Annotated in this window: 23 protein-coding genes; 16 read left to right on the forward strand and 7 right to left on the reverse strand. The window is 70.1% G+C overall.

Annotation, left to right across the window (positions count from 1 at the left end; all coding sequences use genetic code 11):
• Positions 1-41 precede the first annotated feature (41 nt).
• Positions 42-902: a PHP domain-containing protein gene (locus ABD732_RS06910; protein WP_344781958.1), complete on the reverse strand. Its 861-nt coding sequence runs from the start codon at positions 900-902 to the stop codon at positions 42-44.
• Between the two features lie 78 nt (positions 903-980).
• Here ABD732_RS06910 and ABD732_RS06915 point away from each other — a divergent pair, with 78 nt between their 5' ends.
• From ABD732_RS06915 to purM, 3 genes are all read left to right on the forward strand, one after another.
• On the forward strand, positions 981-1,379 hold the full coding sequence (locus tag ABD732_RS06915) for a sterol carrier family protein (protein WP_344781960.1): 399 nt from the start codon (positions 981-983) through the stop codon (positions 1,377-1,379).
• Positions 1,380-1,459: 80 nt separating this feature from the next.
• Positions 1,460-3,055, forward strand: a complete 1,596-nt coding sequence (gene purF, locus ABD732_RS06920) for an amidophosphoribosyltransferase (protein ID WP_344781962.1) — start codon at positions 1,460-1,462, stop codon at positions 3,053-3,055.
• 66 nt (positions 3,056-3,121) lie between these two features.
• On the forward strand, positions 3,122-4,204 hold the full coding sequence (gene purM / locus ABD732_RS06925; RefSeq protein ID WP_344781964.1) for a phosphoribosylformylglycinamidine cyclo-ligase: 1,083 nt from the start codon (positions 3,122-3,124) through the stop codon (positions 4,202-4,204).
• A gap of 79 nt (positions 4,205-4,283) precedes the next feature.
• Here the strand turns inward: purM and ABD732_RS06930 are convergent, their stop codons facing one another.
• Positions 4,284-4,469 carry a DUF3073 domain-containing protein gene (locus tag ABD732_RS06930; protein WP_344781966.1) on the reverse strand — a complete coding sequence of 62 codons (186 nt, stop codon included), beginning with the start codon at positions 4,467-4,469 and terminating at the stop codon, positions 4,284-4,286.
• A gap of 185 nt (positions 4,470-4,654) precedes the next feature.
• Positions 4,655-5,824: a CAF17-like 4Fe-4S cluster assembly/insertion protein YgfZ gene (gene ygfZ / locus ABD732_RS06935; protein WP_344781968.1), complete on the reverse strand. Its 1,170-nt coding sequence runs from the start codon at positions 5,822-5,824 to the stop codon at positions 4,655-4,657.
• Between the two features lie 51 nt (positions 5,825-5,875).
• Here ygfZ and ABD732_RS06940 point away from each other — a divergent pair, with 51 nt between their 5' ends.
• The 6 genes from ABD732_RS06940 (at position 5,876) to ABD732_RS06965 (ending at position 14,134) form a co-directional block, all read left to right on the forward strand.
• Positions 5,876-6,751: an aminodeoxychorismate lyase gene (locus tag ABD732_RS06940; RefSeq protein ID WP_344781970.1), complete on the forward strand. Its 876-nt coding sequence runs from the start codon at positions 5,876-5,878 to the stop codon at positions 6,749-6,751.
• Positions 6,752-6,956: 205 nt separating this feature from the next.
• Positions 6,957-8,552 (forward strand): cytochrome ubiquinol oxidase subunit I, encoded by a 1,596-nt coding sequence (locus ABD732_RS06945; protein ID WP_344781972.1) that lies wholly within the window; start codon positions 6,957-6,959, stop codon positions 8,550-8,552.
• A 12-nt stretch (positions 8,553-8,564) separates the two neighbouring features.
• Positions 8,565-9,632 (forward strand): cytochrome d ubiquinol oxidase subunit II, encoded by a 1,068-nt coding sequence (cydB, locus tag ABD732_RS06950; protein ID WP_344781974.1) that lies wholly within the window; start codon positions 8,565-8,567, stop codon positions 9,630-9,632.
• A gap of 21 nt (positions 9,633-9,653) precedes the next feature.
• The gene (gene cydD / locus ABD732_RS06955; protein WP_344781976.1) at positions 9,654-11,366 is read left to right on the forward strand and encodes a thiol reductant ABC exporter subunit CydD; all 1,713 of its coding nucleotides are present in this window, start codon (positions 9,654-9,656) and stop codon (positions 11,364-11,366) included.
• Positions 11,356-13,056 carry a thiol reductant ABC exporter subunit CydC gene (gene cydC / locus ABD732_RS06960; protein WP_344781978.1) on the forward strand — a complete coding sequence of 567 codons (1,701 nt, stop codon included), beginning with the start codon at positions 11,356-11,358 and terminating at the stop codon, positions 13,054-13,056. Before cydD ends, cydC begins: the two co-directional genes overlap by 11 nt.
• Positions 13,057-13,165: 109 nt before the next feature.
• On the forward strand, positions 13,166-14,134 hold the full coding sequence (locus ABD732_RS06965) for an acyl-CoA thioesterase (RefSeq protein ID WP_344781979.1): 969 nt from the start codon (positions 13,166-13,168) through the stop codon (positions 14,132-14,134).
• 69 nt (positions 14,135-14,203) lie between these two features.
• On the opposite strand, the gene ABD732_RS06970 is transcribed toward ABD732_RS06965, so the two are convergent.
• Positions 14,204-14,821, reverse strand: coding sequence for a heme-binding beta-barrel domain-containing protein (locus ABD732_RS06970; RefSeq protein WP_344781981.1), 618 nt, complete (start codon positions 14,819-14,821; stop codon positions 14,204-14,206).
• A 188-nt stretch (positions 14,822-15,009) separates the two neighbouring features.
• Between ABD732_RS06970 and ABD732_RS06975 the strand changes: the two genes are divergently transcribed.
• A complete protein-coding gene (locus tag ABD732_RS06975; protein WP_344781983.1) occupies positions 15,010-15,603 on the forward strand; it encodes a flavin reductase family protein in 594 nt (197 codons plus the stop codon).
• 58 nt (positions 15,604-15,661) lie between these two features.
• Here ABD732_RS06975 and ABD732_RS06980 read toward each other — a convergent pair whose 3' ends face one another.
• The 3 genes from ABD732_RS06980 to ABD732_RS06990 all read right to left on the reverse strand — a co-directional run bounded on the left by ABD732_RS06980 (position 15,662) and on the right by ABD732_RS06990 (position 17,860).
• Positions 15,662-15,967 (reverse strand): DUF1416 domain-containing protein, encoded by a 306-nt coding sequence (locus ABD732_RS06980; RefSeq protein ID WP_344781985.1) that lies wholly within the window; start codon positions 15,965-15,967, stop codon positions 15,662-15,664.
• 15 nt (positions 15,968-15,982) lie between these two features.
• On the reverse strand, positions 15,983-16,810 hold the full coding sequence (locus tag ABD732_RS06985) for a sulfurtransferase (RefSeq protein ID WP_344781987.1): 828 nt from the start codon (positions 16,808-16,810) through the stop codon (positions 15,983-15,985).
• Between the two features lie 177 nt (positions 16,811-16,987).
• On the reverse strand, positions 16,988-17,860 hold the full coding sequence (locus ABD732_RS06990; RefSeq protein ID WP_344781989.1) for an LmeA family phospholipid-binding protein: 873 nt from the start codon (positions 17,858-17,860) through the stop codon (positions 16,988-16,990).
• A gap of 90 nt (positions 17,861-17,950) precedes the next feature.
• Between ABD732_RS06990 and ABD732_RS06995 the strand changes: the two genes are divergently transcribed.
• The 6 genes from ABD732_RS06995 (at position 17,951) to pstB (ending at position 23,544) form a co-directional block, all read left to right on the forward strand.
• Positions 17,951-18,673, forward strand: coding sequence for a winged helix-turn-helix domain-containing protein (locus tag ABD732_RS06995; protein WP_344781990.1), 723 nt, complete (start codon positions 17,951-17,953; stop codon positions 18,671-18,673).
• Positions 18,674-18,716: 43 nt separating this feature from the next.
• Complete coding sequence (gene mshD, locus ABD732_RS07000; protein ID WP_344781992.1) at positions 18,717-19,631, forward strand: mycothiol synthase; 915 nt, start codon at positions 18,717-18,719, stop codon at positions 19,629-19,631.
• 118 nt (positions 19,632-19,749) lie between these two features.
• The gene (gene pstS, locus ABD732_RS07005) at positions 19,750-20,811 is read left to right on the forward strand and encodes a phosphate ABC transporter substrate-binding protein PstS (RefSeq protein ID WP_344781994.1); all 1,062 of its coding nucleotides are present in this window, start codon (positions 19,750-19,752) and stop codon (positions 20,809-20,811) included.
• Positions 20,812-20,825: 14 nt separating this feature from the next.
• Entirely contained in the window at positions 20,826-21,854 is a 1,029-nt protein-coding gene (gene pstC / locus ABD732_RS07010) for a phosphate ABC transporter permease subunit PstC (protein WP_425553003.1), read from the forward strand.
• A 1-nt stretch (position 21,855) separates the two neighbouring features.
• Positions 21,856-22,764 carry a phosphate ABC transporter permease PstA gene (pstA, locus tag ABD732_RS07015; protein WP_344781998.1) on the forward strand — a complete coding sequence of 303 codons (909 nt, stop codon included), beginning with the start codon at positions 21,856-21,858 and terminating at the stop codon, positions 22,762-22,764.
• 3 nt (positions 22,765-22,767) lie between these two features.
• Positions 22,768-23,544 (forward strand): phosphate ABC transporter ATP-binding protein PstB, encoded by a 777-nt coding sequence (gene pstB, locus ABD732_RS07020; RefSeq protein WP_344782000.1) that lies wholly within the window; start codon positions 22,768-22,770, stop codon positions 23,542-23,544.
• The last annotated feature ends 166 nt before the right edge of the window (positions 23,545-23,710 follow it).

The following is a 23,710-nucleotide window of genomic DNA, read 5'->3' on the forward strand; positions in this document are numbered from 1 at the left end:
GGCCGAATGCGCGTATCCGAAGTCACGCGCGGACCGCGGGTTCAGGCGCTGAACGGAGCGATGGCGCCGAGGTCGATGATCTGCTCGACCACCTCGTCGCTCGTCCGCTCCTGGCCGATCCGGAGCGTCTTGTTCTCGCCGTGGTAATCGCTGGAGCCGGTCTGCAGCAGCTCCAGCTCGGCGGCGATCCCGGCCAGCTCGGCGCGGGCCGCGTCGTCGTGGTCGGGGTGCTCCACCTCCAGGCCGCGCAGTCCCAGCGGCACCAGGCCGGCGATCACGTCGGCGGTCAGCACCGCGGCCGCCGCCCGCGCCCGGGGATGGGCGAGCACCGGGACCCCGCCGGCCGCGGTGACCAGTTCGACGGCCTCGGTGAGCGGCAGCGAACGCAGGGCGGCGTAGTAGGGGCCGTTCTCGTCGAGCAGTTCGGCGAAGGCCTCGCCGACCGAGCCGACGACGCCGGCCTCCATCAGGGCCCGCGCGATGTGCGGGCGGCTGACGGCGCTGCGACCGGCGATCTCCTGCACGCGCTCGGCGGTGATCGGGAAGCCCGCGGCCACCAGGTTCGCGACGATCTTGCCGCCGCGGCCGGCGCGCTCGGCGCGCATCCGCTCCCACTCGGCGACGATCGCCGGATCGGTGCGATCGAAGAGATAGCCGAGCAGGTGCACCGACACCAGTTCGCCGTCGGCGCCCGGATGCTTGGTGGAGAACTCGGCGCCCGGGAGCACCCGCATGCCCGCGGGTACCAACTCGCGCGCCTGGTCCCAGTGGGCGGCGGTGTCGTGGTCGGTCATGCCGAGCGTCGTCAGCCCGGCCGCCTGCGCCGCCGCGAACAGTTCGGCGACCGAGTCGGTGCCGTCGGACCAACTGGTGTGCACATGCAGATCGGCGGTGCGGCTCATGGTTCCTCAGCTTAATCGGGGGCCGGCTGCTCGATATGCTCGCCCGAGACAGGGGACCCGAGACAGCGAGGAGTGGTCGTGCCACCGAAGAATCGCGTCGATCCCGCACAGTTGCGGAGCGCCGTGCTCGCCGTCGCCGACTGGCTGCGGGACGAGACGCTGCCCACGCCGCCGCGCACCGAACTGGCGGCCGCGGTACGGCTGTCCGCGCGGGCACTGGCCCAGGACGCACCCGGCAACGCGGTGGAGGTGCGGGTGCCGCCGTTCGTGGCCGTGCAGTGCCTGGAGGGAGTCCGGCACACCCGCGGCACCCCGCCGAATGTGGTGGAGACCTCACCGCGGCAGTGGCTGCTGCTGGCCACCGGTCTGGCGGAGTTGTCGGAGGCGATCGCGAACCACCAGGTCAGCGCGTCGGGGCATCGGGCCGCCGACATCGCCGCGTACCTGCCGATCGTTCGCGTCACACCTGGTGGCTGAGACTGTTCACAAGCGCAACGGGCACGTAAACTCTGTAGCACGTACGCGCCCGTCCCAGCCCACAACATCGGAGCGTCCTGTTGACTGAGCTTTCCGTCCATTCGTCCAACCTGGTGAGCCCCTCCGGAACCGAACCGCGACGCGACGGCGCCCCGTTCGACGATGAGCACGAGATCGAGCCGCGCGAGGAGTGCGGCGTCTTCGGCGTGTGGGCACCCGGTGAGGACGTCGCCAAACTGACCTATTACGGCCTGTACGCCCTGCAGCATCGCGGCCAGGAGGCCGCGGGCATCGCCGTCGGCGACGGCGCCCAGGTGCTGGTCTTCAAGGACCTCGGGCTGGTGAGCCAGGTCTTCGACGAGCAGACACTCGGTTCCATGGCCGGTCACGTGGCCGTCGGGCACTGCCGCTACTCCACCACCGGGTCGACCAGCTGGGAGAACTCCCAGCCGATCTTCCGGCACACCGCGGCCGGCAACGGCGTGGCGCTGGGCCACAACGGGAACCTGGTGAACACCGCCGAGCTCGCCCAGCGGGCGCGGGAACTGCGCATCTACGGCCGCAGCGAGGGCGCCAGCTCCGATTCGGACGTCATCGGCGCTCTGCTGGCGCACGCCGCCGCCGACAAGACCCTCGAGCAGGCCGCACTGGAACTGCTGCCCGACCTGCGCGGCGCCTTCTGCCTCACCTTCCAGGACGAGAACACCCTGTACGCCGCGCGCGACCCGCACGGTATCCGTCCGCTCTCGCTCGGCCGCCTCGACCGCGGCTGGGTGGTGGCCTCGGAGACGGCCGCGCTCGACATCGTCGGCGCCTCCTTCGTCCGCGACATCGAGCCCGGCGAACTGCTCGCGATCGACGCCGACGGGGTCCGCAGCACGCGCTTCGCCGAGCCCACCCCGAAGGGCTGCATCTTCGAATACGTCTACCTGGCCCGTCCGGACAGCGTGATCAACGGCCGCTCGGTGCACTCCACGCGCGTGGACATCGGGCGGCGGCTCGCCCGCGAGGAGCCCGCCGTCGGCGACCTGGTGATCCCGGTGCCCGAATCGGGCACTCCGGCGGCCGTCGGTTACGCCCAGGAGTCGGGCATCCCCTACGGGCAGGGCCTGATGAAGAACGCTTACGTCGGCCGCACCTTCATTCAGCCCAGCCAGACCATCCGCCAGCTCGGCATCCGGCTCAAGCTGAATCCGCTGAAGGAAGTGATCCGCGGCAAGAAGCTGGTGGTGGTCGACGACTCGATCGTGCGCGGCAACACCCAGCGGGCCCTGATCCGCATGCTGCGGGAGGCCGGGGCCGCCGAGGTGCACGTGCGCATCGCCTCGTCGCCGGTCCGGTGGCCGTGCTTCTACGGCATCGACTTCGCCTCGCCCGCCGAACTGATCGCCAACGGCATGGAGTCCGAGGAGTCCATGGTCGAGGGCATCCGGCAGGCCATCGGCGCCGACTCGCTCGGATACCTGAGCGTCGACCAGATGGTGGCCGCCACCCAGCAGCCGGCGTCCGCGCTGTGCGCCGCCTGTTTCGACGGCGTCTATCCGATCGAACTGCCGCACGAGACCTCGATGGGCAAGGCGGTGCTGGAGACCATGATGAAGAACTCCGCGGCCGACGAGATTGCCGATCCCCTCACCACCGCCAACGACAACGTCAGCGCGGTCATGCGGCCGTGAGCACCCTCTGAGCGCTCCGGTAGCCTGGTCTCCGCACGATCTCACCGACCCAGGAGTGCTTCGACCATGAACGACGGTCCCGCCAACCCCATCGACAGCGGAGCCGGAGCGTCGTACGCGGCCGCCGGAGTGGACATCGACGCGGGTGAACGCGCAGTCGAGCTCTTCGCCCCGCACGCCAAGCGCGCCACCCGCCCGGAAGTCCTCGGCGGCCTCGGCGGATTCGCCGGGCTGTTCGCCCTGAAGGGCGACTACCGGGAGCCGGTGCTCGCCGCCTCCAGCGACGGCGTGGGCACCAAGCTGGCCGTGGCGCAGGCGCTCGGCGTGCACCACACCGTCGGACGCGACCTGGTCGCCATGGTGGTCGACGATCTGGTGGTCTGCGGTGCCGAACCGCTGTTCCTGCAGGACTACATCGCCGTCGGCAAGGTGATCCCGGAGATGGTCGCCGACATCGTGCGCGGCATCGCCGACGGCTGCTACGACGCCGGCTGTGCGCTACTGGGCGGGGAGACCGCCGAACACCCGGGCCTGATGGAGGACGGCCACTACGACATCTCCGCCACCGGCGTGGGCGTGGTCGAGGCGGATTCGATCCTCGGCCCGGACCGCGTGCGACCGGGGGACGTGGTGATCGCCATGGGCTCGTCGGGCCTGCACTCCAACGGCTACTCGCTGGCCCGCAAGGTGCTGCTCGAGTGGGGCCGGATGGACCTGGAGGGGCACGTGGAGGAGTTCGGCCGCACCCTGGGCGAGGAACTCCTCGAGCCCACCCGGATCTACGCCAAGGACTGCCTGGCGCTGGCCGCCGAGAGCGAGGTGCGCACCTTCGCGCACATCACCGGCGGTGGCCTGGCCGACAACCTGGCGCGGGTGCTGCCGGCCGGGCTCTCGGCCGAGCTGGAACGCGGCTCGTGGACCCCGGCCCCGATCTTCTCGCTGATCGCCCAGCGCGGACGCGTGGAGCGCGCCGAGATGGAACGCACCTTCAACATGGGGGTCGGCATGGTCGCCGTCGTGGCTCCCGAGGACACCGATCGCGCGCAGGCCATTCTGACCGCGCGGCACGTGGACAACTGGGTGCTCGGCTCCGTCGGCCGCAGCGCCGACCCCGGCGTCGAACTGATCGGTGACTACGCGCGCTTCTGACACGCGCACCGGCGGGCACCAGAAAACCCTGCACCCACTCGCGGTGAGTGCAGGGTTTCGGGTTGCTTCGGCAGGCGCGTCAGGCGCGCCGCCACTCCTCTTCGGCCCAGCCGTTCTCGTCGGCCCAGTCATCGACCGGTGTGTGGGACTGACCGCTGCTGCCGGACAGCTCTCGCTGCAGGCTCTCGAGGTCTGTGTTCGGTGTGGAGTACTTGAGCTGACGAGCGACCTTCGTCTGCTTTGCTTTTGCCCGGCCACGGCCCATTAGGGACCCCCTCGCACAATGACGGGGCGGCCACGTGGTGGCGGCCCCGTTCTACTCGTTAGTTATATTCCTGCCGCACAGTCTACCCCGCTTCTTCCGAATGTGTAGTCGGGCCGCGCCGACCCCGCGTGCCGGGGGCCTGAACTGCGCATTCGCGTCGGAGGCGGCACCATCGCGACGCGGCGTCAGTCGCGCCCGCGGAGCCGGTTGACGGCCGCCCGTCCGGCCGGCACCGCGTCGTCGGAGGTGTAGTAATCCGGGTCGATCCGGGCGGCGGTCTCCTCGCCGACGGTCAGCTCGGCGTCGGCCGGAATGGACCGCTTCACCAGGGCCAGGGCGATGGGGCCCAGATCGAAGTGGTCGATCACGGTGCCGACCCGGCCGATCGCGCGCCCGGCCAGGGACACCGCATCGCCGGTCGCCGGCCGGTGGTCGGCGCTGCCGTCCAGGTGCAGCAGCACCAGCCGGCGCGGCGGGCGCCCGAGGTTGTGCACGCGGGCGACGGTCTCCTGGCCGCGGTAGCAGCCCTTCTCCAGGTGGACGGCGCCGTACTCGGCGGGCGCCCCGATCCAGTCGGCCTCGTGCGCGATGGTCCGCTCGTCGGTGTCGGCGCCCAGGCGGGGACGCATCGCGGCCACGCGCAGCGCCTCCTGCGCCCACACGCCGGCTTCCACGGCGCCGGCGCCGACGATCTCGGCCCACCACAGCTCCAGTTCGGTGTCCGGGACCACGAGGTCGACGACGGGCAGCTCGCGGCCCTCGCCCGTCGGCGGCATGATCCGCCAGAACCCCAGGGGCTCGTCCTCGTGGTGCACCTCGGGCAGGTCGCCGGCCGAGTACACCCCGGCGTCGGCCGGGATCTCGAGCAGGTCGGCGATCGGTCCGCTGCGCGCGGCGGGGCCGATCAGCGTCAGCACGTGCAGGTCCGGCCGCGCCGCGGGGGTCACGTCGGACCGGAAGACCATGCGGCTCAGGTACTCCAGCAGGGCCTCGCCGCGGGCGTGCTCGGTATCGACCCAGGTGACCAGGTCCATGTCGGTGAGGACGAAATGGTCCTCCACCCGGCCGTTGCCGTCCAAGGAGAGGCTTTCGGCGGCGGCGCGGTCGCCGAGTCCGGCGACGTCCTGGGTGACGATGGTGTGCAGCCACGTCAGGCGGTCGGGTCCGGCCAGTTCCAGCACGGCGCGGTCGCTGCGGTCGACGATCACCGCGCCGCGCCGGGCCGCACGCTGCTCGCCGAGCGGATCGCCGTAGTGCCAGGCGACGCCCGGGCTCAGATCGCCCTCGGGGGTCGGTATCGCGTCGGGGTGGTTGCGCAGGATGGGGGAGCGGGCGGAGACGCCGGGAACAGCCATACCTGCAGTCTACGAGGATCGCCGCCGGCCGCCATGACCTAAGTTGGGCGCATGAGTCTGGTGGTGGTGTCCGGCGACGGGCGGGTGTGTGACCCGGAGCAGCCGTTGCTGTTCGCCGACGACCTGGCGGCGCTGCGGGGAGACGGAGTCTTCGAGACCGTGCTGGTCCGGAACGGACGCGCACTGCTGGTGGACCGCCACCTCGACCGGCTGGTCGACGGCGCGGCCGCCCTGGCGCTGCCGCCCCCCGATCGGGCGGGGCTGCACCGCGCGGTGGCGGTGGCCGCCGGCGAGTGGGCCGCGACCGCCGGGAGCGAAGGCGGAACGGTGGCCGAGGGAATGCTGCGCGTCAGCTACTCGCGGGGCCGCGAGAGCCGGCCGGACGGGCCGCCGACCTGTTATCTGACCGTGGGACCGGTCGCCGGACGGGTCGCGGCCGCGCGCCGCGACGGGGTCTCGGCGATCACCCTGGAGCGCGGGCTGGCGACCGAGACCGCGGCGCAGGCGCCCTGGCTGCTGACCGGGATCAAGGCGCTCGCCTACGCCGCCAACACCGCGGCACTGCGTCATGCGGCGCAGCGCGGTGCCGACGACGCGATCTTCCTGGCCGCCGACGGCTCGGTGCTGGAGGGGCCCCGGTCGACGGTGGTGATCGCCTCGGGCGGCGCCCTGTCGACGCCGCCGCGGTCGGGGGCGATCCTGCCCGGCACCACCCAGGCCGCGCTCTTCGACCTGGCCGCCGCCCGCGGCATCCCGGCGATGCAGCGGCGGCTGACCCTCGACGACCTCCGCGGCGCCGACGGGGTGTGGCTGCTCTCGTCGATCTCCCTGGCCGCGCGGGTGCACACCCTGGACGGCGCTTCGCTGGCGCTGCGGTCCGGCCTCGACGTGGCCGCGCTGGTGGACGAGGCCGTCGCGGACCGCTGATCGAATTCGCCGGAAAACCCTGCGCACGACCGGGTTCCACGGTGATGATGTGGGGGCGTGTGAATCGCCTCACAGGCCGGGGGATTAAGTCCTTAGTCCATTGGCTCTCCCGTCCGGGTGCCCGTAGCGTGACGCACGAGTACTACTTCTTGTAGTACGACGGCCGGTCAGCCCCCCGGCCGCAGACGTTTGAAGGGAGACCCGCGTGGACGTGGTCGACATATCCCGGTGGCAATTCGGCATCACCACCGTGTATCACTTCATCCTCGTACCGCTGACCATCGGTCTCGCGCCGATGATCGCCATCATGCAGTCGGTCTGGTTGAAGACCGGCAACGAGGCGTGGCTGCGCGCCACCAAGTTCTTCGGGAAGCTCTTCCTGATCAACTTCGCGCTCGGCGTCGCCACCGGCATCGTGCAGGAATTCCAGTTCGGCATGAACTGGAGCCAGTACAGCCGCTTCGTGGCCGACGTCTTCGGCGCCCCGCTGGCGTTGGAGGGGCTGGTCGCCTTCTTCCTGGAGTCGACTTTCCTGGGGCTGTGGTTCTTCGGCTGGCAACGCCTGCCCAAGGGTGTGCACCTGGCCTGCATCTGGCTGGTGGCCATCGGTGTCACCGCCTCCGGCTACTTCATCATCGCGGCCAACTCGTTCATGCAGCACCCGGTCGGGGTGGAGTGGAACGAGCAGCTGCAGCGTCCGCAGATGAACGATTTCTGGGCGGTGATGACCAACAACACGACATTGGTGGCCTTCCCGCACGTGATCCTGGGCGCGTGGCTCACCGCGGCCACCGTGGTCGCCGTGGTCTGCCTGTACTGGATGTCCCGCAACACCATCCGGGCCCGCAAACTGGTCGCCGGCGAGGCCCCGGTCACCACTGCGCCCAGCCAGCTCGGCGCCAGCAGCGACGACCTGATGAACGAGAACCGGACGCTGTGGCGACCGGTCGCGCTGTTCGCGCTGTGGTTCACCATCTTGTCCGGCCTGGGCCTGTTCATCACCGGTGACTCGCAGGCGCAGTTGATGTTCAAACAGCAGCCGATGAAGATGGCGGCGGCCGAGTCGCTCTGCCAGAGCGAGGACGGCGCAGGCTTCTCGGTGCTGAGTATCGGCACGCAGAACAACTGCGACCACATCAACCACATCATCGTCATCCCGAACATGCTGTCGTTCCTGGCCGATCACTCCTTCGACAGCCGGGTTCAGGGGGTCGAGGAACTGCAGCAGCAGTACACCGAGGCCTTCCAGAAGGCCCGGGACGAGGGACGGCTGCCGCGCACGGTGACCGAGAACACCAACTTCCCGGCCGACCAGAACTTCGCGCCGAACCTGTTCGTCACCTACTGGAGCTTCCGCGCCATGATCACCTGGGCGCTCGGCTCGGTGGTGGTCGCCTTCGGCGGCCTGTGGTTCCTGCGCAAGAAGCGGATCGAGGTGCCCAAGAAGTTCGCCACCGTCGCGCTGCTGATGCTGCCGACGCCGTTCCTGGCGAACGCCTCGGGCTGGATCTTCACCGAGATGGGCCGCCAGCCCTGGGTGGTGGTCCCGAACTGGGCCAACCCTGAGGACGCCGACCCGTTCAAGGTGATGATGACCGTCCAGGACGGCGTGTCGTTCAACTCCGCCGGGATGGTGCTGAGTTCACTGATCATCTTCACGCTGCTGTACGGCGCACTCGGCGTCGCCTGGTTCTTCCTGGAACGCCGGTACGTGCTGGAGGGCCCCGAGGCCCCCGTCGATCCCGATGCCGAGCCCGCCGATGACGACGAGAGCGACGACAAACTCTCGTTCGCGTACTGAGGAGACGCTTCGATGACTCTGGAAGTTTTCTGGTTCTGCGTGATCGCGGTCCTGTTCGTCGGCTACTTCGTGCTGGAGGGCTTCGACTTCGGTGTCGGCATGCTGATGCCCTTCCTGGGCCGGCGGGCCGAGCCGGACGGCGACAAGCGCCGCCGCCTGGTGATCAACACCATCGGACCGGTGTGGGACGGCAACGAGGTCTGGCTGCTGACCGCCGGCGGTGCGCTCTTCGCCGCCTTCGGCGGCTGGTACGCCACCATGTTCTCCGGCTTCTACATCCCGCTGTTCCTGATCCTGCTCGCCCTGATCGTGCGCGTCTGCGCGATCGAATGGCGCGCCAAGATCAACGACGTGAAGTGGCGCCGCTGGTGCGACGTCGGCATCGGGATCGGATCGTGGGTGCCCGCGATCCTGTGGGGCGTCGCCTTCGCCAACATCCTGCGCGGTGTGCCGATCGAGTTCCGCGACCCGAACCACGTCTACACCGGTGGCTTCTTCAATCTGCTGAATCCGTACGCGATCCTGGGCGGCCTCACCACACTGGTGGCCTTCCTGACGCACGGCGCCATCTTCATCGCGCTGAAGACCAAGGGCGAGATGCGCGAGGACGCCTCCAAGCTCGCCGCCTCCCTGTCGGTCGCGATGCTGGTGATCGCCGGCACCTTCCTGGTGTGGACCCAGCTGTCGTACGGCAAGACCTGGACGTGGGCGCTGGTCGCGGTCGGCGCCGTCGCCGTGCTGGTGGCGGTGGTCGCCGCCCAGATGCGCCGCGAGGGCATCGCCTTCCTTGGTACGGCGATCGCGATCGCCGGCACGGTGGCCATGCTGTTCAGTTGCCTGTACCCGAACGTGATGGTGTCCTCGCTGGGCGAGGCGCACAACCTCACCATCTACAACACCGCGTCGAGTCACTACACGCTGGTGGTGATGACCTGGGCGGCTGTCTTCATGACTCCGGTCGTGATCGCATACCAGGCATGGAGTTACTGGGTGTTCCGCAAGCGGGTCTCGATCGACGACGTTCCCGAGACGCCTGCGGGCCTTCCGGTCTCCGACGCGGTGGTCGCCGACAGCAAGTGAATTACACCCGACAAGTGCCCCGTGGCTGAGCCGGCAGCGGTGGAGCAGGATCAGGTGCGGCGACCGCCGCTGGATCCGCGCCTGCTCAAGTACTCGCCGTCCGCGCGCTGGTACGTGATCTTCACGGCGGTCTTCCAGGCGGCGACGGTGGTGGCCGTGCTGGTGGCGGCGGTCGCGCTGGCCGGGTTGCTGGCCGAGGTGATCACCGATCCGGGGGCGCGTAGTTTCGCGGCGCAGGCGAATCACCTGTGGGTACTGGGTGCGGCGCTGGCGGTGCGCGTGGCGCTGGACTTCCTGGCGGGCCGGTACGCCCACCGCGCGGCGCTGAGCACCATCTCCGAACTGCGGCTGCGCGCCCTCGACCGGCTGACCGATCCGGGGCACACCTCTCCGCGCACACTGTTGACCGTGCGCGAGCGCGCCCTCACGGTGGCGTTGCGCGGACTCGACGCCCTGGTGGACTACTTCGCCGGCTACCTGCCGGCACTGTTGGCGACGATGATCGTGACTCCCGTCGTCGTGGTGGTGATCGCCTGGGTCGATTTCACCTCGGCGATCATCGTGCTCGTCACCATCCCGCTGATCCCGGTTTTCATGGTCCTGATCGGATTGGTGACCCGGGACCGCACCGAACGCAAACTCGAATCGATGAGCGCGCTGACCGCTCAGCTCATGGACCTGCTGACCGGGCTGCCGACGCTGCGTGCCCTCGGCCGGGCGCACGAACCGGCCGCCCGCGTCGAAAAGCTCGGCGGCAACCTGCGCACCAGCAGCATGTCGGCGCTGCGCGTCGCCTTCCTCTCCGGCACCGCGCTGGAGCTGATCGCGACGCTGAGCGTGGCCCTGGTCGCAGTGAGTATCGGCCTGCGGCTGGTGTTCGGGGAGATGACCCTGTACGCCGGGGTGCTGGCGTTGATCCTGGCGCCGGAGGCGTACCTGCCGCTGCGTCGGGTGGGGGCGCAGTTCCACAATTCCGAAGACGGGATGACCGCCTCGCGCGAGGTGCTCGAGTTCATCGAAGCGCCTGAGGACGGTGACCCCGCGGACGCGGCGGCCGGCGGCACCCCGGTGGAGGTGGCCGGCGCGACGATCGCGCTGAGGGACATCGGTGTGCACGGCCGCGACGGCTGGGCGCCGCGCGGCGTGACCGCCCAGTTGCGGCCCGGAAAGGTGACGGTGCTGACCGGACCCAACGGGAGCGGCAAATCGTCGGTGGTGTCGGTGATCCTGGCACTGCTGAGCCCGGACGCGGGCGAGGTGACCGTCGCCGGCGTGCCGCTGGAGCAGGTCGACGTCGACGCCTACCGGGCGCAGGCGGCATGGCTGCCGCAACACCCGGTGGTGATCCCCGGAACGGTGCGGCAGAACCTGGAGCTGTTCGGCGTCGGCGCCCCGGAGGCCGTGGCCGCGGCCTGCCGGGCGAGCGGCTTCGACGAGGTCCTCGCCGAGCTGCCGGACGGGCTCGACACGGTGCTCGGCGCCGGCGGTGCGGGCATGTCTGCCGGGCAGCGCCAGCGTCTGGCGCTCACGCGCGTGCTGGCGTCGCCGGCATCGCTGCTGCTGCTCGACGAGCCCACCGCGCATCTCGACGCCGACAGCGAAGACCGGGTTCTCGCAGCGATCGGCGAGCGGGCCCGCGCCGGCGCCACCGTGGTGATGGTGGCCCACCATGCGGTCGCGGTCGCCGACGGCGACGACGTCATCGAGCTGGAAGGGGCCGACCATGTCTCGTGACCCGATGCTCGCCGCCCTGCGATTCACGGGCCTGGGCGCCAGGCCGGTGCTGGTGTCGGTCTTCTTCGGCGCCGCCGGGGCGCTGTCGGCGCTGGGGCTGGCCGCCCTCTCGGCGTGGCTGATCACCCGTGCCTGGCAGATGCCGCCGGTGCTGTACCTGTCGGTGGCGGTGACCGCGGTGCGCGCGCTCGGCATCTCCCGCGCCCTGTTCCGGTACCTGGAGCGGCTGGCCACCCACGACGCCGCGCTGCGGGCGATGGCCACCGCGCGCACCCGCATCTACCGGGCCCTGGCCGGCGGGGCCCCGGCCTATTCGGTCGGTCTGCGGCAATCGGCGCTGCTCGCCCGCACGGCAGACGACGTCGACGACATCGGCGATGCGCTGATCCGCGGACTGATCCCGATGGCGGTGGGGGCGGTGACCGCGGTGGCGGCGGTGGCCGTCATGGCGATGGTCTCGCCGCTCGCCGCGGTGATCCTGGCGATCGCGCTGCTGGTGAGCGGCGTGGTGGCGCCGTGGCTGGCCGCACGCGGATCGACCCTGGTGCTGGACCGCAGTGCGCGGGCGCGCGAGGATGTGGCCGATGCGGCGACCGCCCTGCTGTGGCACGGCCCGGAACTGGCGGTGGCCGGCCGGCGCCGGGAGGTCCTCGGTGATCTCCGGGCCGCGGACCGGCGCCTGGCCAAGGCTGTCGACACCGGTGCCGCCTGGCAGGTGACGGCCGGCTCGGCCACACCGCTGGCGCTCGGTGTCTCGGTGGTCGCGGCGGCGCTGATCGCTGTCGACCTGGCCTCACGGGTGTCCGGTTCGCTCGCGGACGTCTCGTCAGAGGACACCCGTTTCACCCCGATGCTCTTCGGCATCCTGGTGCTGTTGCCGCTGTCGTCGTTCGAGATGACCGGACCGCTCACCGAGGCGGGCATCGCGTGGGAGCGCGGGCGGCAGGCGGCGCGGCGAGTGCTGGGACTGGTCGCCGGGAGCGGGGCGAGCGGCGCGGAGGATGGCACGGACGACCCGGTGATCGACCCGGCGCCGGCGGCGCTGGCGACCCGGGATCTGCAGTGGGGCTGGGAGCGGCCGCTCGGGCCCCCGCCGGGGCTGGATCTGCGGCTCGAGCCCGGCGAGCGCCTGGTGATCGTGGGGCCCAGCGGTTGCGGCAAGTCGACGCTGCTGCTGACGATGGCGGGGCTGCTGCCGCCGCTGGCCGGCCGGGTGCAGGCCGAGCACGGCGACGGCGCGCAGGTGCCACTGCGTGCGGCCGCCTGCTACTTCGCCGAGGAGGCCCACCTCTTCTCCACCTCGGTCCGGGAGAACCTGCTGGTGGCGCGCGGCGATGCCACCGACGACCAGATCCTGGCCGCATTGGACGACGTCGGCTTGGCCGCGTGGGTTGCGGGGCTGCCCGACGGTCTGGACACCGATCTGGCCGGCGGCGGGGCCGCCCTGTCGGGCGGTCAGCGCCGGCGTCTGCTGCTGGCCCGGGCGCTGCTGCATCCGGCGCCGATCGTGCTGCTCGACGAGCCCGCCGAGCACCTCGACATCGAGGACGCCCGCGCCATGATGGAGCGGATCTGCTCCGCCGGACCCGAGGCGCTGTTCGGTCCCGAGCGCCTGGTGGTGGTGGTGACGCACCAGCACGCGGTGGCCGCCGGCGCGGCGGGAGCGCGGCTGCTGAGCCTCGGAGACTGAACCGACCGGCGTTACGCGCAGATGACCGGCCGCTCACCGCCCCGGGCCGGTGCGCTGTGCGATCGGCGGGCGGTCCAGCATGGGTACACCTGGAGAAAGAGGTAGACCGATGCCCATCACCGACCGAGAGATCACGCTGCGTTTCATGGCCGCGCCCACCGATGTCGCCTCCCTGGGCGGCGGCGTCCGCGGCGGCCGCGTCCTGGAGTGGGTCGACAAGGCCGCCTACGCGTGCGCGGCGGCCTGGTCGGGCGGGTACAGCGTCACCGCCTACGTCGGGAACATCAGCTTCGGGCGGGACATCTCCTCGGGTGACCTGGTGGAGGTGACGGCGACGCTGATCCACACCGGCACCAGCTCGATGCACATCGAGTGCACCGTCTCCTCGGCCGATCCGCGGGTGGGCACCTTCCATCCGGCCAGCTCGTGCCTGCTGGTCTTCGTCGCCGTCGACGAAGACGGCAAGCCGACGCCGGTGCGGCAGTGGGAACCCATGCGGGCCGACGACGTGGCCCGCAGCGAGTACGCGCAGCAGCGCTCACAGGTGCGGTCCCGGATCGCCGCGGCGATGGAGAAGGCCGACTACTCGGCGCCGACGGCGGCCCTGGAGGTGGGCACCCGGTTCCTCGCGGCGCCCACCGACGTGAACTGGGGCGGCAAGGCGCACGGCGGCCGGGTGATGAACTGGATCGACGACGCGGCCTACCTGTGCGGGGTGCGTTGGTGCTCGGGCGAGGTGGCCACGGCGTACATGGGCGGGGTGCGGTTCTACCGGCCCATCCACATCGGTCAGGTGGCCGAGATCTCCGCGCGGCTGATCCACACCGGGAAGCAGACCATGCACGTCGCGGTGGACGTGCGGACGTTCTGGCCGCGGGAGGGCCGGGAGACCGCGCGGCTGGCCGCGCACAGTCTCACGGTCCTGGCCGCGCTGGACGAGAACGGGGATGCGACGACGGTGCGCCCGTGGACCCCGCAGCTGCCCGGCGATGTGGCCCTTGATCTGCACGCACGTGAACTGATCGCCATCCGCGGCCGGCGCGAGCCCGCGCTCACCCACCGGATGGTCGCCATCTGACGCGGCGTCGCGGAGACGGGCATCAGCTGCTGAGGGGTCGGCTGATGCGGGACCGGCAGAGGAGTGGCGTCAGCCGATGACGCGGGTGAGCTTGGCCGACAGGCGGGGAGTCAGATCCCCGTCGGTGTCGATCCGCTCTTCGACGTAGGCCAGGTCGCCGTCGGGGACCAGGCCGTAGAGGCGCTTGGCGGCGCCGGTGTGCGCACCGGTCTCGGTGCGGATGGTGACGTCGGTGGTGAGATTCCACGACGTCTGGTTCAGGGGGCGGCCGTAGTACAGCTCGATGGACCCCTCGGCGTGGGTCAGCAGCAATTCGATGGTGTCGTCGTCGCCGATGCGCCAGAAACCCGACTCCCGCAGATCCGGGCGGACGTACTCGCCGTCCTCGTCGAGCACCCACGACCGCGACTGCCACGACAGGTAGTTGCCGCCGTCGTGGCTGACGATGATCTGCTGACCGAACGGGTAGTCCTCACCGGTCAGCGGATTGTGGCCTTCGCCTTCGCCTTCCCAGACGCCCACCAGGGGGAGCAGCCCGAGCAGCCCCGGATGCAGGTCCGGTCCCAGACGCAGGTTCGCCGTGTCGACGGGCAGGGGGAGATCGCCGACCGTCGGGACGTTCTTGTCCCCGGTCTCGGCAGCACGCTGCTCGGCGCCGGCGATCGCCTCGTTGCCCGAACGAGTCATGACTCGTCGGTGACCAGGCGGTAGATGACGTACAGCGCGAACCACACGATCAGCAGGGAGGCGAGTCCCAGCAGAACCTCAAAGAAGATGACCACGGGCTCATGATACCGCGCGGGCGCGCACGAACCGACCCGGCCACCCGCGTTATGGCGTATGCCACTGCCGCGCCCGGCGGTACCGTGTGCGGCGTGAGCACACGACGGGAGTTCCGGCCGGGCGACGACGGCGTGGACCCGTACGCTTTGCTGACGGCGCTGGTGGTGCCGCGGCCGATCGCCTGGGTCGCCACCGTCGATGCGGACGGGGTGGGCAACCTGGCGCCGCACTCGTTCTTCACCGTCGCCTCGCACCGGCCGCCGATCATCGCCTTCACCTCGATCGGCACCAAAGACACGCTGCGCAACATCCGGGCCACCGGTGAGTTCACGGTGAGTCTGGTGACCGAAGACCTGGCCGAGGCCGCCAACGCCACCAGTGCGAGCCTGGGGCCCGAGGTGGACGAGGCCGAGCAGGTCGGGGTGGCGATGGAGGCCGGCAGCGTCGTCGCACCACCGCGCGTGGCCGCCAGTCCGGCCGCGCTGGAGTGCCGGCTGCACAGCACCGTCGGCTTCGGGGCCTCCACCGTGATCTTCGGCGAGGTGGTCGCCTTCTCGGTGGACGAGGCCGTGCTCGACGGCGACCACCCCGAGTTCACCCGGCTGCGGCCGGTCGCCCGGCTCGGGCGCGACGAGTGGGGCCTGACGCCCGAGGTGATCCACCGTCCCCGCCCCGGACAGCACTGAACCCCGCCTGCGACGCAGACGGGGTTCAGGACCGACACCGCTTCTGGGCGGTGGGAGACTACTTGGCGACGGTCACGTCCTGGTCGTGGACGCCCGGGCCCTCCGGGGAGATGGTCACGTCACCGTTGCCCTGCGAGCTGAGCGCGCGGAGCGTCCACGTGCCGGGCGCGGCGAAGAACCGGAAGTCGCCGGTGGCCGAGGCCACCACCTCCGCGGTGAACTCACCGGTGGAGTCGAGCAGACGCACGAAGGCGCCCGCCACGGGCGTACCCGCACCGTCGAGCACCTGTCCGGTCAGGACGGTCTCCTTCTCGACGTCGACGCCGGCCGGGATGGTCTGACCTTGCTTGGGGGCTGCACACATGTCGTTCTCCTCCGCTCAGATCTCGACCGGGACGCCGACCAGGGAGCCGTACTCGACCCAGCTGCCGTCGTAGTTCCGGACGTTCTTCTTGTCCAGGATCTCCTGCAGCACGAACCAGCTGTGGCTGGAGCGCTCGCCGATCCGGCAGTAGGCGATGGTCTCGAGGTCGTCGTTGAAGCCCTTGTCGGCGTAGAGGGCGATGAGCTCATCGTCGCTCTTGAAGGTGCCGTCCTCGTTGGCGGTGGTCGACCACGGGATGTTGATGGCGCCCGGGATGCGGCCGCGCTGCTGCGCCTGCTCCTGCGGGAGGTGCGCCGGCGCGGCGATCTTGCCGCTGAACTCGTCGGGGCTGCGGACGTCGACCAGGTTGACCTTGCCGATCGAGTCGAGGACCTGATCGCGGAAGGCGCGGATCGAGGTGTCGGCCGGGGAGGCGACGTAGGTGGTGGCCTCGCGGGTGACGGTCTCGCCGTTGAGCGGACGACCGTCGAGCTCCCACTTCTTACGGCCGCCGTCGACCAGCTTGACGTCCTTGTGGCCGTAGATCTTGAAGTACCAGTAGGCGTAGGCGGCGAACCAGTTGTTGTTGCCGCCGTACAGCACCACGGTGTCGTCGTTGGCGATGCCGCGCTCGCTGAGCAGCTTGGCGAAGCCGTCGGCATCCAGGAAGTCACGGCGGACCGGATCCTGCAGGTCCTTGCGCCAGTCGAGGCGGACAGCACCGGGGATGTGGTTGGTGTCGTAGATCGAGGTGTCCTCGTCGACCTCGACGAACACCACGTCCGGGTTGTTCAGATTCTGCTCAGCCCAGTCGGTGCTGACCAGCACATCGGAGCGTGCCATGAGTCGATCCTTTCGGTGATCTATCGGGTTCTCGGGCACGACCGGGCCGCACCGCGGGCGGGGAGCGCCGGTGGCGCGAGGTTCCCCAGGGGTAGCCGGAAGATCGGCTGGCGATCACGGCTGGTCTTGCTTGGTGCCGACGCTACAACAGCTTTTGGGCACCGCCGGTTCGCCGATTCAGTAGGTGCGCGGTTCCACGGTGCCCGCCGCCTGCTCACCGGCCACGATCAGGTCGCTTCCGCGGGACAAAGCCCTGGTCGCCGGGGTGCCCCAGGCAAGCGGGAGTTCCGGGAGGACTGTGGAGAAGAATTTAAGTACGTGTGAGCGAAACTCGGCCGGGACGTCGTCGTCGAAGTGTTCTTCGGGCCCGGAGTAGAAGTCGGTGGCCTCGATACGGACCCGCCCGTCCACCACGTCCACGCGGGCCGAGACGCTCACTTTGACCTTCGGGTGCCGGTACTCCGACGCCGACGGCGGATAGCCGTGGTCGGCGGCGGGGGAGCCGGGCAGGGGCACCGTTCCGCTGAGCAGGATGCCGCTGGTGCGTTCGAGCAGGCCGTCCCCGGGGCCGCCGGCGCCCACCTTGCCCTCCGGTGCCGGGGTGTTGATGTAGAGGTCGACGATGTTCATCAGCCGGCCCAGATTCACCGAGTCGACGCGGGTCTCCGCGGTGAGGCGGGAGAAGTGCAGCGGCGACGAGGCGGTCAGGTCGCCGACGTCGCCCAGCACCGCGTCGTGCAGGCCGGCGGAGATGTCGACGGTGCACGTCCCGCAGCCGGCGACGGTGGCGCCGCGGGCAGTGATCTGCACCAGGTCGAACTCGCCCCGCGAGGCCGCGGGCAGGTACGGAAAGCCGCTGAACATCACCTCCGGCTCGTAGGTCACCGCCGGTGAGGCGGTCAGTGCGCGCGCCAGCCGGTGCTCGCCCCGCGAGGCCGCGACCAAGTCGGTCAGCAGGGCCGCGACCAGCACCAGGACCACGCCGGCGACGGTCCAGGCCAGGAACCGCCGGACGCGGGCGGAACCGCGGATTCGGGTCGAGGGGGACATTGCCGCTATTGTGGCATCAGAAATATCAGGTGCTGCGACCAGCGTCGATCGACAGCCCACAACGAAGGCCACCTCGAGATCGGAGTGGTAGTGGACTTGTTGCTGTTGACCGTCGAGGACTCCGCCGATGCGGTGCTTCCCTCCCTTTCCCTCCTGCCGCACCGCGTGCGGCTGCTACCCGCGGACACCTCTTCTCTCATCGAGATGGGTGACGCCGAGGTGGTGCTGGTCGACGCCCGCCGGGACCTGGCCGCCGCCCGTGGTCTGTGCCGGCTGCTGCACGGCGGCCGCTCCCGGCTCGGGGCCGTGTTCACCGAAGGCGGCCTGGTCGCGGTGACCGCCGACTGGGGGATCGAAGACTTCCTGCTCCCCGAGATCGGTCCGGCCGAGCTCGATGCGCGCCTGCGCCTGCTCGTGGCCCGGGGAGGGAACGGCGCCACCGAACCCGACGACCGGGTGACTCTCGGTGAGCTGGTGATCGACGAGGCCACCTACACCGCCCGGCTGCGCGGCAAGCCGATCGACCTGACCTACAAGGAGTTCGAGCTCCTGAAGTTCCTCGCACAGAACGCCGGCCGGGTCTTCACCCGCGCCCAGCTGCTGCACGAGGTCTGGGGCTACGACTTCTTCGGCGGCACCCGCACCGTCGACGTCCACGTGCGCCGGCTGCGCGCCAAACTCGGCAGCGACCACGAGTCCCTCATCGGCACGGTCCGCAACGTCGGCTACAAGGCGGTGCGCCCGAACCGCAACCGGTCCGCGGCCGCTGAACCCGACGACGACGTCCCCGACGTGGTGGACACCGCGGGGTAGCTGCACCCACCGGGCGCCGGGTTACCGTGGGAGGGTGACCGACATGTCTTCCCCCCGTATCGTCCGCGGCCCGCTGCCTGAGGCCGAGATCTCCGCCGTGCGGGGGTTGCTGACCCGCGCCGAGGCGCACGACGGCGTCGGCCCGCTGTCGGAACAGTTCCGCGAGGCGCTCTCGGCGCCGGATGGACGGCACGTGCTCTCCGATCACGGCTACGCCGGCATCGTGGTGCCGCCCGCCGGCGGTGCGGCCGCCGTGGAGGCCGTCGTCGATCCCGAACACCGGGGCCGCGGCGAAGGGGGAAGGCTGGTCGCGGCCGCCCTCGGCGAGGCACGGAAGGCCGGAGGGGCGGCCCCGCAGCTCTGGGCGCACGGCGACCTGGCGGCCGCCGCCGGGCTGGCTGCCAATCTGCAACTCGATCGCGTGCGCGAGCTGCTGCAGCTGCGGCGCACCGTGCCCCCCGGTACCCCGGGGGCGGTGCCCCTGCCGCCGCTGCCCGAGCGCGACGACGTGGTGCTGCGCACTTACGCGGGCCCGGCCGACGATACCGAGATCCTGCGCGTGAACAACGCCGCCTTCGACTGGCATCCCGAGCAGGGCGGGTGGGAGCGACGCCAGATCGACGACCGCACGTCGTCGGAATGGTTCGATCCGGAAGGACTGTTCCTGGCCTTCGACGCCGGCGACCCCGACTGTCTGCTGGGCTTTCACTGGACCAAGGTGCACAGCGCCGACGAGACCGGTGACGTGCCCCTCGGCGAGGTCTACGTGGTCGCGGTCGACCCCGCCGCACAGGGCCGGGGCCTGGGGTCGTTCCTCACGCTCGCCGGGCTGAACCATCTCGCCGACCAGGGGCTGAGCGAGGTGGAGCTGTACGTGGAGGGCGACAACGTCGCCGCCCTGACCACCTACCGCCGCTTGGGATTCCGCCCTTACGCGGTGGATGTCGCCTACCGCTGAGCGGTTCAACTGCCGGCAGACAGTTGTTCGCATTTGCGACACCTTGCCGATCCTTCGATAACACCGGGCGTCGATAGCTTCGCCTTGTTGACGAAGCAATCGAAAGGTCTGCCCTCGCATGTCTGCGATCCTCAAGCCCGCCGCCCGCACCACCGCCGTCGTATCCGCGGCTCTCGCCGCCGGCCTGGTGCTGTCCGCCTGTGGCTCCGACTCCACCACCATCACCGGTGAGGGTTCCACCGCCCAGCAGAAAGCGATGACGCATTTCTCCGACGTCCTCACCGATGAGGGTGGCGCCGTCCTGGACTACACCGGTTCCGGTTCGGGCGCGGGAATCAAGAAGTTCCTCGCCGGCGACGTCGACTTCGCCGGTTCCGATTCGCCGCTGGCCGGCGACGAGGTGGCCCAGGCCGCCGAGCGCTGCGGCGGCAACGAGGCCTGGCACCTGCCGCTGGTGGTCGGGCCCGTCGCCATCGCCTACAACCTGCCCGGCGTGGACGAGCTGAACCTGAACGCCTCGGTCCTGGCCGAGATCTTCGACTCGAAGATCGGCAAGTGGAACGACGCCAAGATCGCGGCGCTGAACCCCGGCGTCTCGCTCCCGGCCACCGACATCGTCCCGGTGCACCGCTCGGACAGCTCGGGCACCACCGACAACTTCACCCGCTACCTGCACGACGCGGCACCGCAGCAGTGGCCGTACGAGCACAGCAAGGAATGGACGGGCCAGGGCGGTTCGGGTGCGGCCAAGTCGACCGGCGTCGGTGACACCGTCAAGAAGACCGCGGGTGCCGTCACCTACGTCGAATGGGGCTTCGCCACCGAGAACGACCTGGGCATCGCGGCCATCGACTTCGGTGCCGGCGCCATCGAACTCACCGCCGAGTCGGCGGCCGGCGCGCTGGAGGGCATCACTTTCGCGGACCCGGGCAGCAAGGACCTCGTCGTCGACACCGACGCCCTGTACTCGATGTCCAAGCCGGGGGCCTACCCGCTGCTGCTGACCCCGTACTCGGTGGTGTGCTCGGCCGGTTACGCCGACGACCAGACCGCGCCGGCGATGAAGTCGGCGTTCACCACCATCCTCGAGAAGGGCCAGGAGGGCCTGGCGGAGATCGGCTACGTGCCGCTGCCGGAGGCCTACTCCAACACCCTCCGTGGCACGATCGACGCGTTGTGACCACCCCGGAGGCCATGATGAGTCCGCCGGTGACCACCACTGAGCACACTGGCAGGCGTCCCGAACCGCCGCCGCGTCCGCCGAAGAAGCAAGGGCCGCAGGGAGCCCTCGGCACGGTCTCGCAGATCGGTGACCGGGTCATGTCGACGCTGGCCACCGGCTCGGGCCTGCTGGTTTCGGCCGCCATCGGCCTGATCGCCCTGTTCCTGCTGATCACCGCCGTTCCGGCTCTGCTGCAGAACACCGCGAACTTCTTCACCTACACGGGCACCTGGGTGGTGACCGGTTCGGAGATGAAGTTCGGTATCCCGGCCCAGTTCTACGCCACGGTGGTGGTGTCGGTGATCGCGCTGATCATCGCCATGCCGGTGGCGCTCGGGATCGCGGTCTTCGTGACCGAGTACGCGCCGCCGCGGCTGGCCAAGCCGATCACCTACGTGGTCGACCTGCTGGCCGCGGTGCCGTCGATCGTCTACGGCCTGTGGGGCATCCTGGTCCTCGGCCCGGCGATGGTGGGTATCAATCAGTGGCTGGTGGACACCACCGGCAGCTGGCTGCCGTTCTTCCGGGAGCCGCAGAACGTGGCCAACATGTCCACCGGCGGCACCCTCCTCACCGCCGGCATCGTGCTCGCGGTGATGATCCTGCCGGTGATCACCGCCGTCACCCGCGAGGTGTTCGCCAAGACCCCGCGGTCGCAGCGGGAGGCCGCCCTGGCCCTGGGCGCGACCAAGTGGGAAGTGGTCCGGACCGCCGTGCTGCCGTTCGGCTTCTCCGGCTACATCAGCGGTTCGATGCTGGGTCTGGGGCGTGCGCTCGGCGAGACCATGGCACTGCTGCTGATCATCTCCACGGTGGGGCCGATCAACTTCAACCTGCTGGAGAGCGGGCAGACGTTCGCGACCGTGATCGCGAACAACGCCTCCGAGTTCGACACCCCGGCCAAGACCGGTGCGTACATCTCGGCGGGCCTGGTGCTCTTCGTCCTCACCTTCATCGTGAACGCCGCGGCGCGTGCGGTGATCGCCCGGAAGGGGGCCTGAGATGAGCTCAGCGACAACGGAATCGACCACACCGGCGGGACCGAGCGGTCTGGAGCACCTGACCGCTGCCTCACCGCGCCGGCGGTTCACCGACGGACTGGCCCGGGTGCTGGTCTCGGCGGCCGTGGTGCTGGCGGTGCTGCCGCTGGGCTGGCTGGTGTGGACGCTGGTCGCCCGCGGCCTCGGTCCCATCCTCGACCCCGACTGGTGGCTGCAGTCCGAACGATTCGGCGGCGCCGCGAACGCCGTCGTCGGCACTCTGATCCAGACCGCGCTGGCAGCGGTCATCTCGGTGCCGCTGGGCATTCTGGTGGCCATCTTCCTGGTCGAGTACGCCGACCAGAGCCGACGCCTGGTGAAGGTCACCACCTTCATGGTGGACGTGCTGGCCGGTGTGCCGTCGATCGTCGCCGCCCTGTTCATCTTCGCGGTGTGGCGGACCACGCTCGACCTGCCTCGCTCGGGCTTCGTGGTCGCGCTGGCCCTGGTCCTGCTGATGGTGCCGCTGGTGGTGCGCGCCACCGAGGAGATGCTCAAGATCGTGCCGCACGAGCTGCGCGAGGCGTCGTACGCCCTGGGCGTCCCCAAGTGGAAGACCATCCTGCGCGTGGTGCTGCCGACCGCGATGGGCGGCATCATCACCGGCGTGATGTTGTCGATCGCTCGCGTGATGGGCGAGTCGGCGCCGGTGCTGATCCTGGTCGGCGCCACCCGCGCGATGAACGTCAATCCGTTCGAGGGCAACCAGCAGTCCCTGCCGCTGATGATGCTGCAGAACTACAACAGCGGTCCCTCCGGCTACGACACCGTGTGGGGCGCCGCCCTCACCCTGGTGATCCTGGTGGGAATCGTCTACGTGGGCGCGCAGATTCTGGCGCGGTTCACCGGTACCAAGACAGAAAGAAGCTGACCCGTGGCCAAGAGTCTCACCCTGAACGACCTGAACATCTTCTACGGCGACTTCCACGCCGTGAAGGACGTCTCGCTGTCGATCGCGCCGAAGTCGGTCACCGCCTTCATCGGCCCGTCCGGCTGCGGTAAGTCCACCGTGCTGCGGACCCTCAACCGCATGCACGAGGTCACCCCGGGCGCCTACGCCACCGGCGAGGTGCTCCTGGACGACCTGAACCTGTACGCCAAGGGGGTGGACCCGGTCGGCGTCCGCACCACTGTCGGGATGGTCTTCCAGCGGCCGAATCCGTTCCCCACCATGTCGATTCGCGACAACGTGGTGGCCGGCCTGAAGCTGTCCGGGGTGCGCGACAAGGCACGCCTGGACGAGGTGGCCGAGGCCAGCCTGCGCGGTGCTAACCTGTGGAACGAGGTGAAGGACCGCCTCAACAAGCCGGGCGGCGACCTGTCCGGCGGTCAGCAGCAGCGTCTGTGCATCGCCCGTGCGATCGCCGTCTCCCCGCAGGTGCTGCTGATGGACGAGCCGTGCTCGGCGCTCGACCCGATCTCCACCCTCGCCATCGAGGACCTGATCAACGAGCTGAAGTCGCAGTACACGATCGTGATCGTCACCCACAACATGCAGCAGGCGGCTCGCGTGAGCGACCAGACCGCCTTCTTCAACCTGTCGGCCACCGGCCGGCCGGGGGAGCTGGTGGAGGCCGGGGCCACCAACGAGATCTTCTCCAACCCGACCCGCACCGAGACCGAGGACTACATCTCGGGCCGCTTCGGCTGAGCCGGAGCCGCCGCACCGGGCGAGCGCTGCGAGGGGTCTTCCCTTGCGGCGCTCGCCCTTTGCGTTGGCGGCTCGCGGGACAGGGGCGCTCTCGCCGAGACAGAGGGAGATTCGGGCTGTTTCGATTTCGTTCTGACGGGGCGCGCTGATGGGGCCGCTGTGGCGG

This window comes from Gordonia caeni (assembly GCF_039537105.1).
Lineage (GTDB): Bacteria > Actinomycetota > Actinomycetes > Mycobacteriales > Mycobacteriaceae > Gordonia > Gordonia caeni.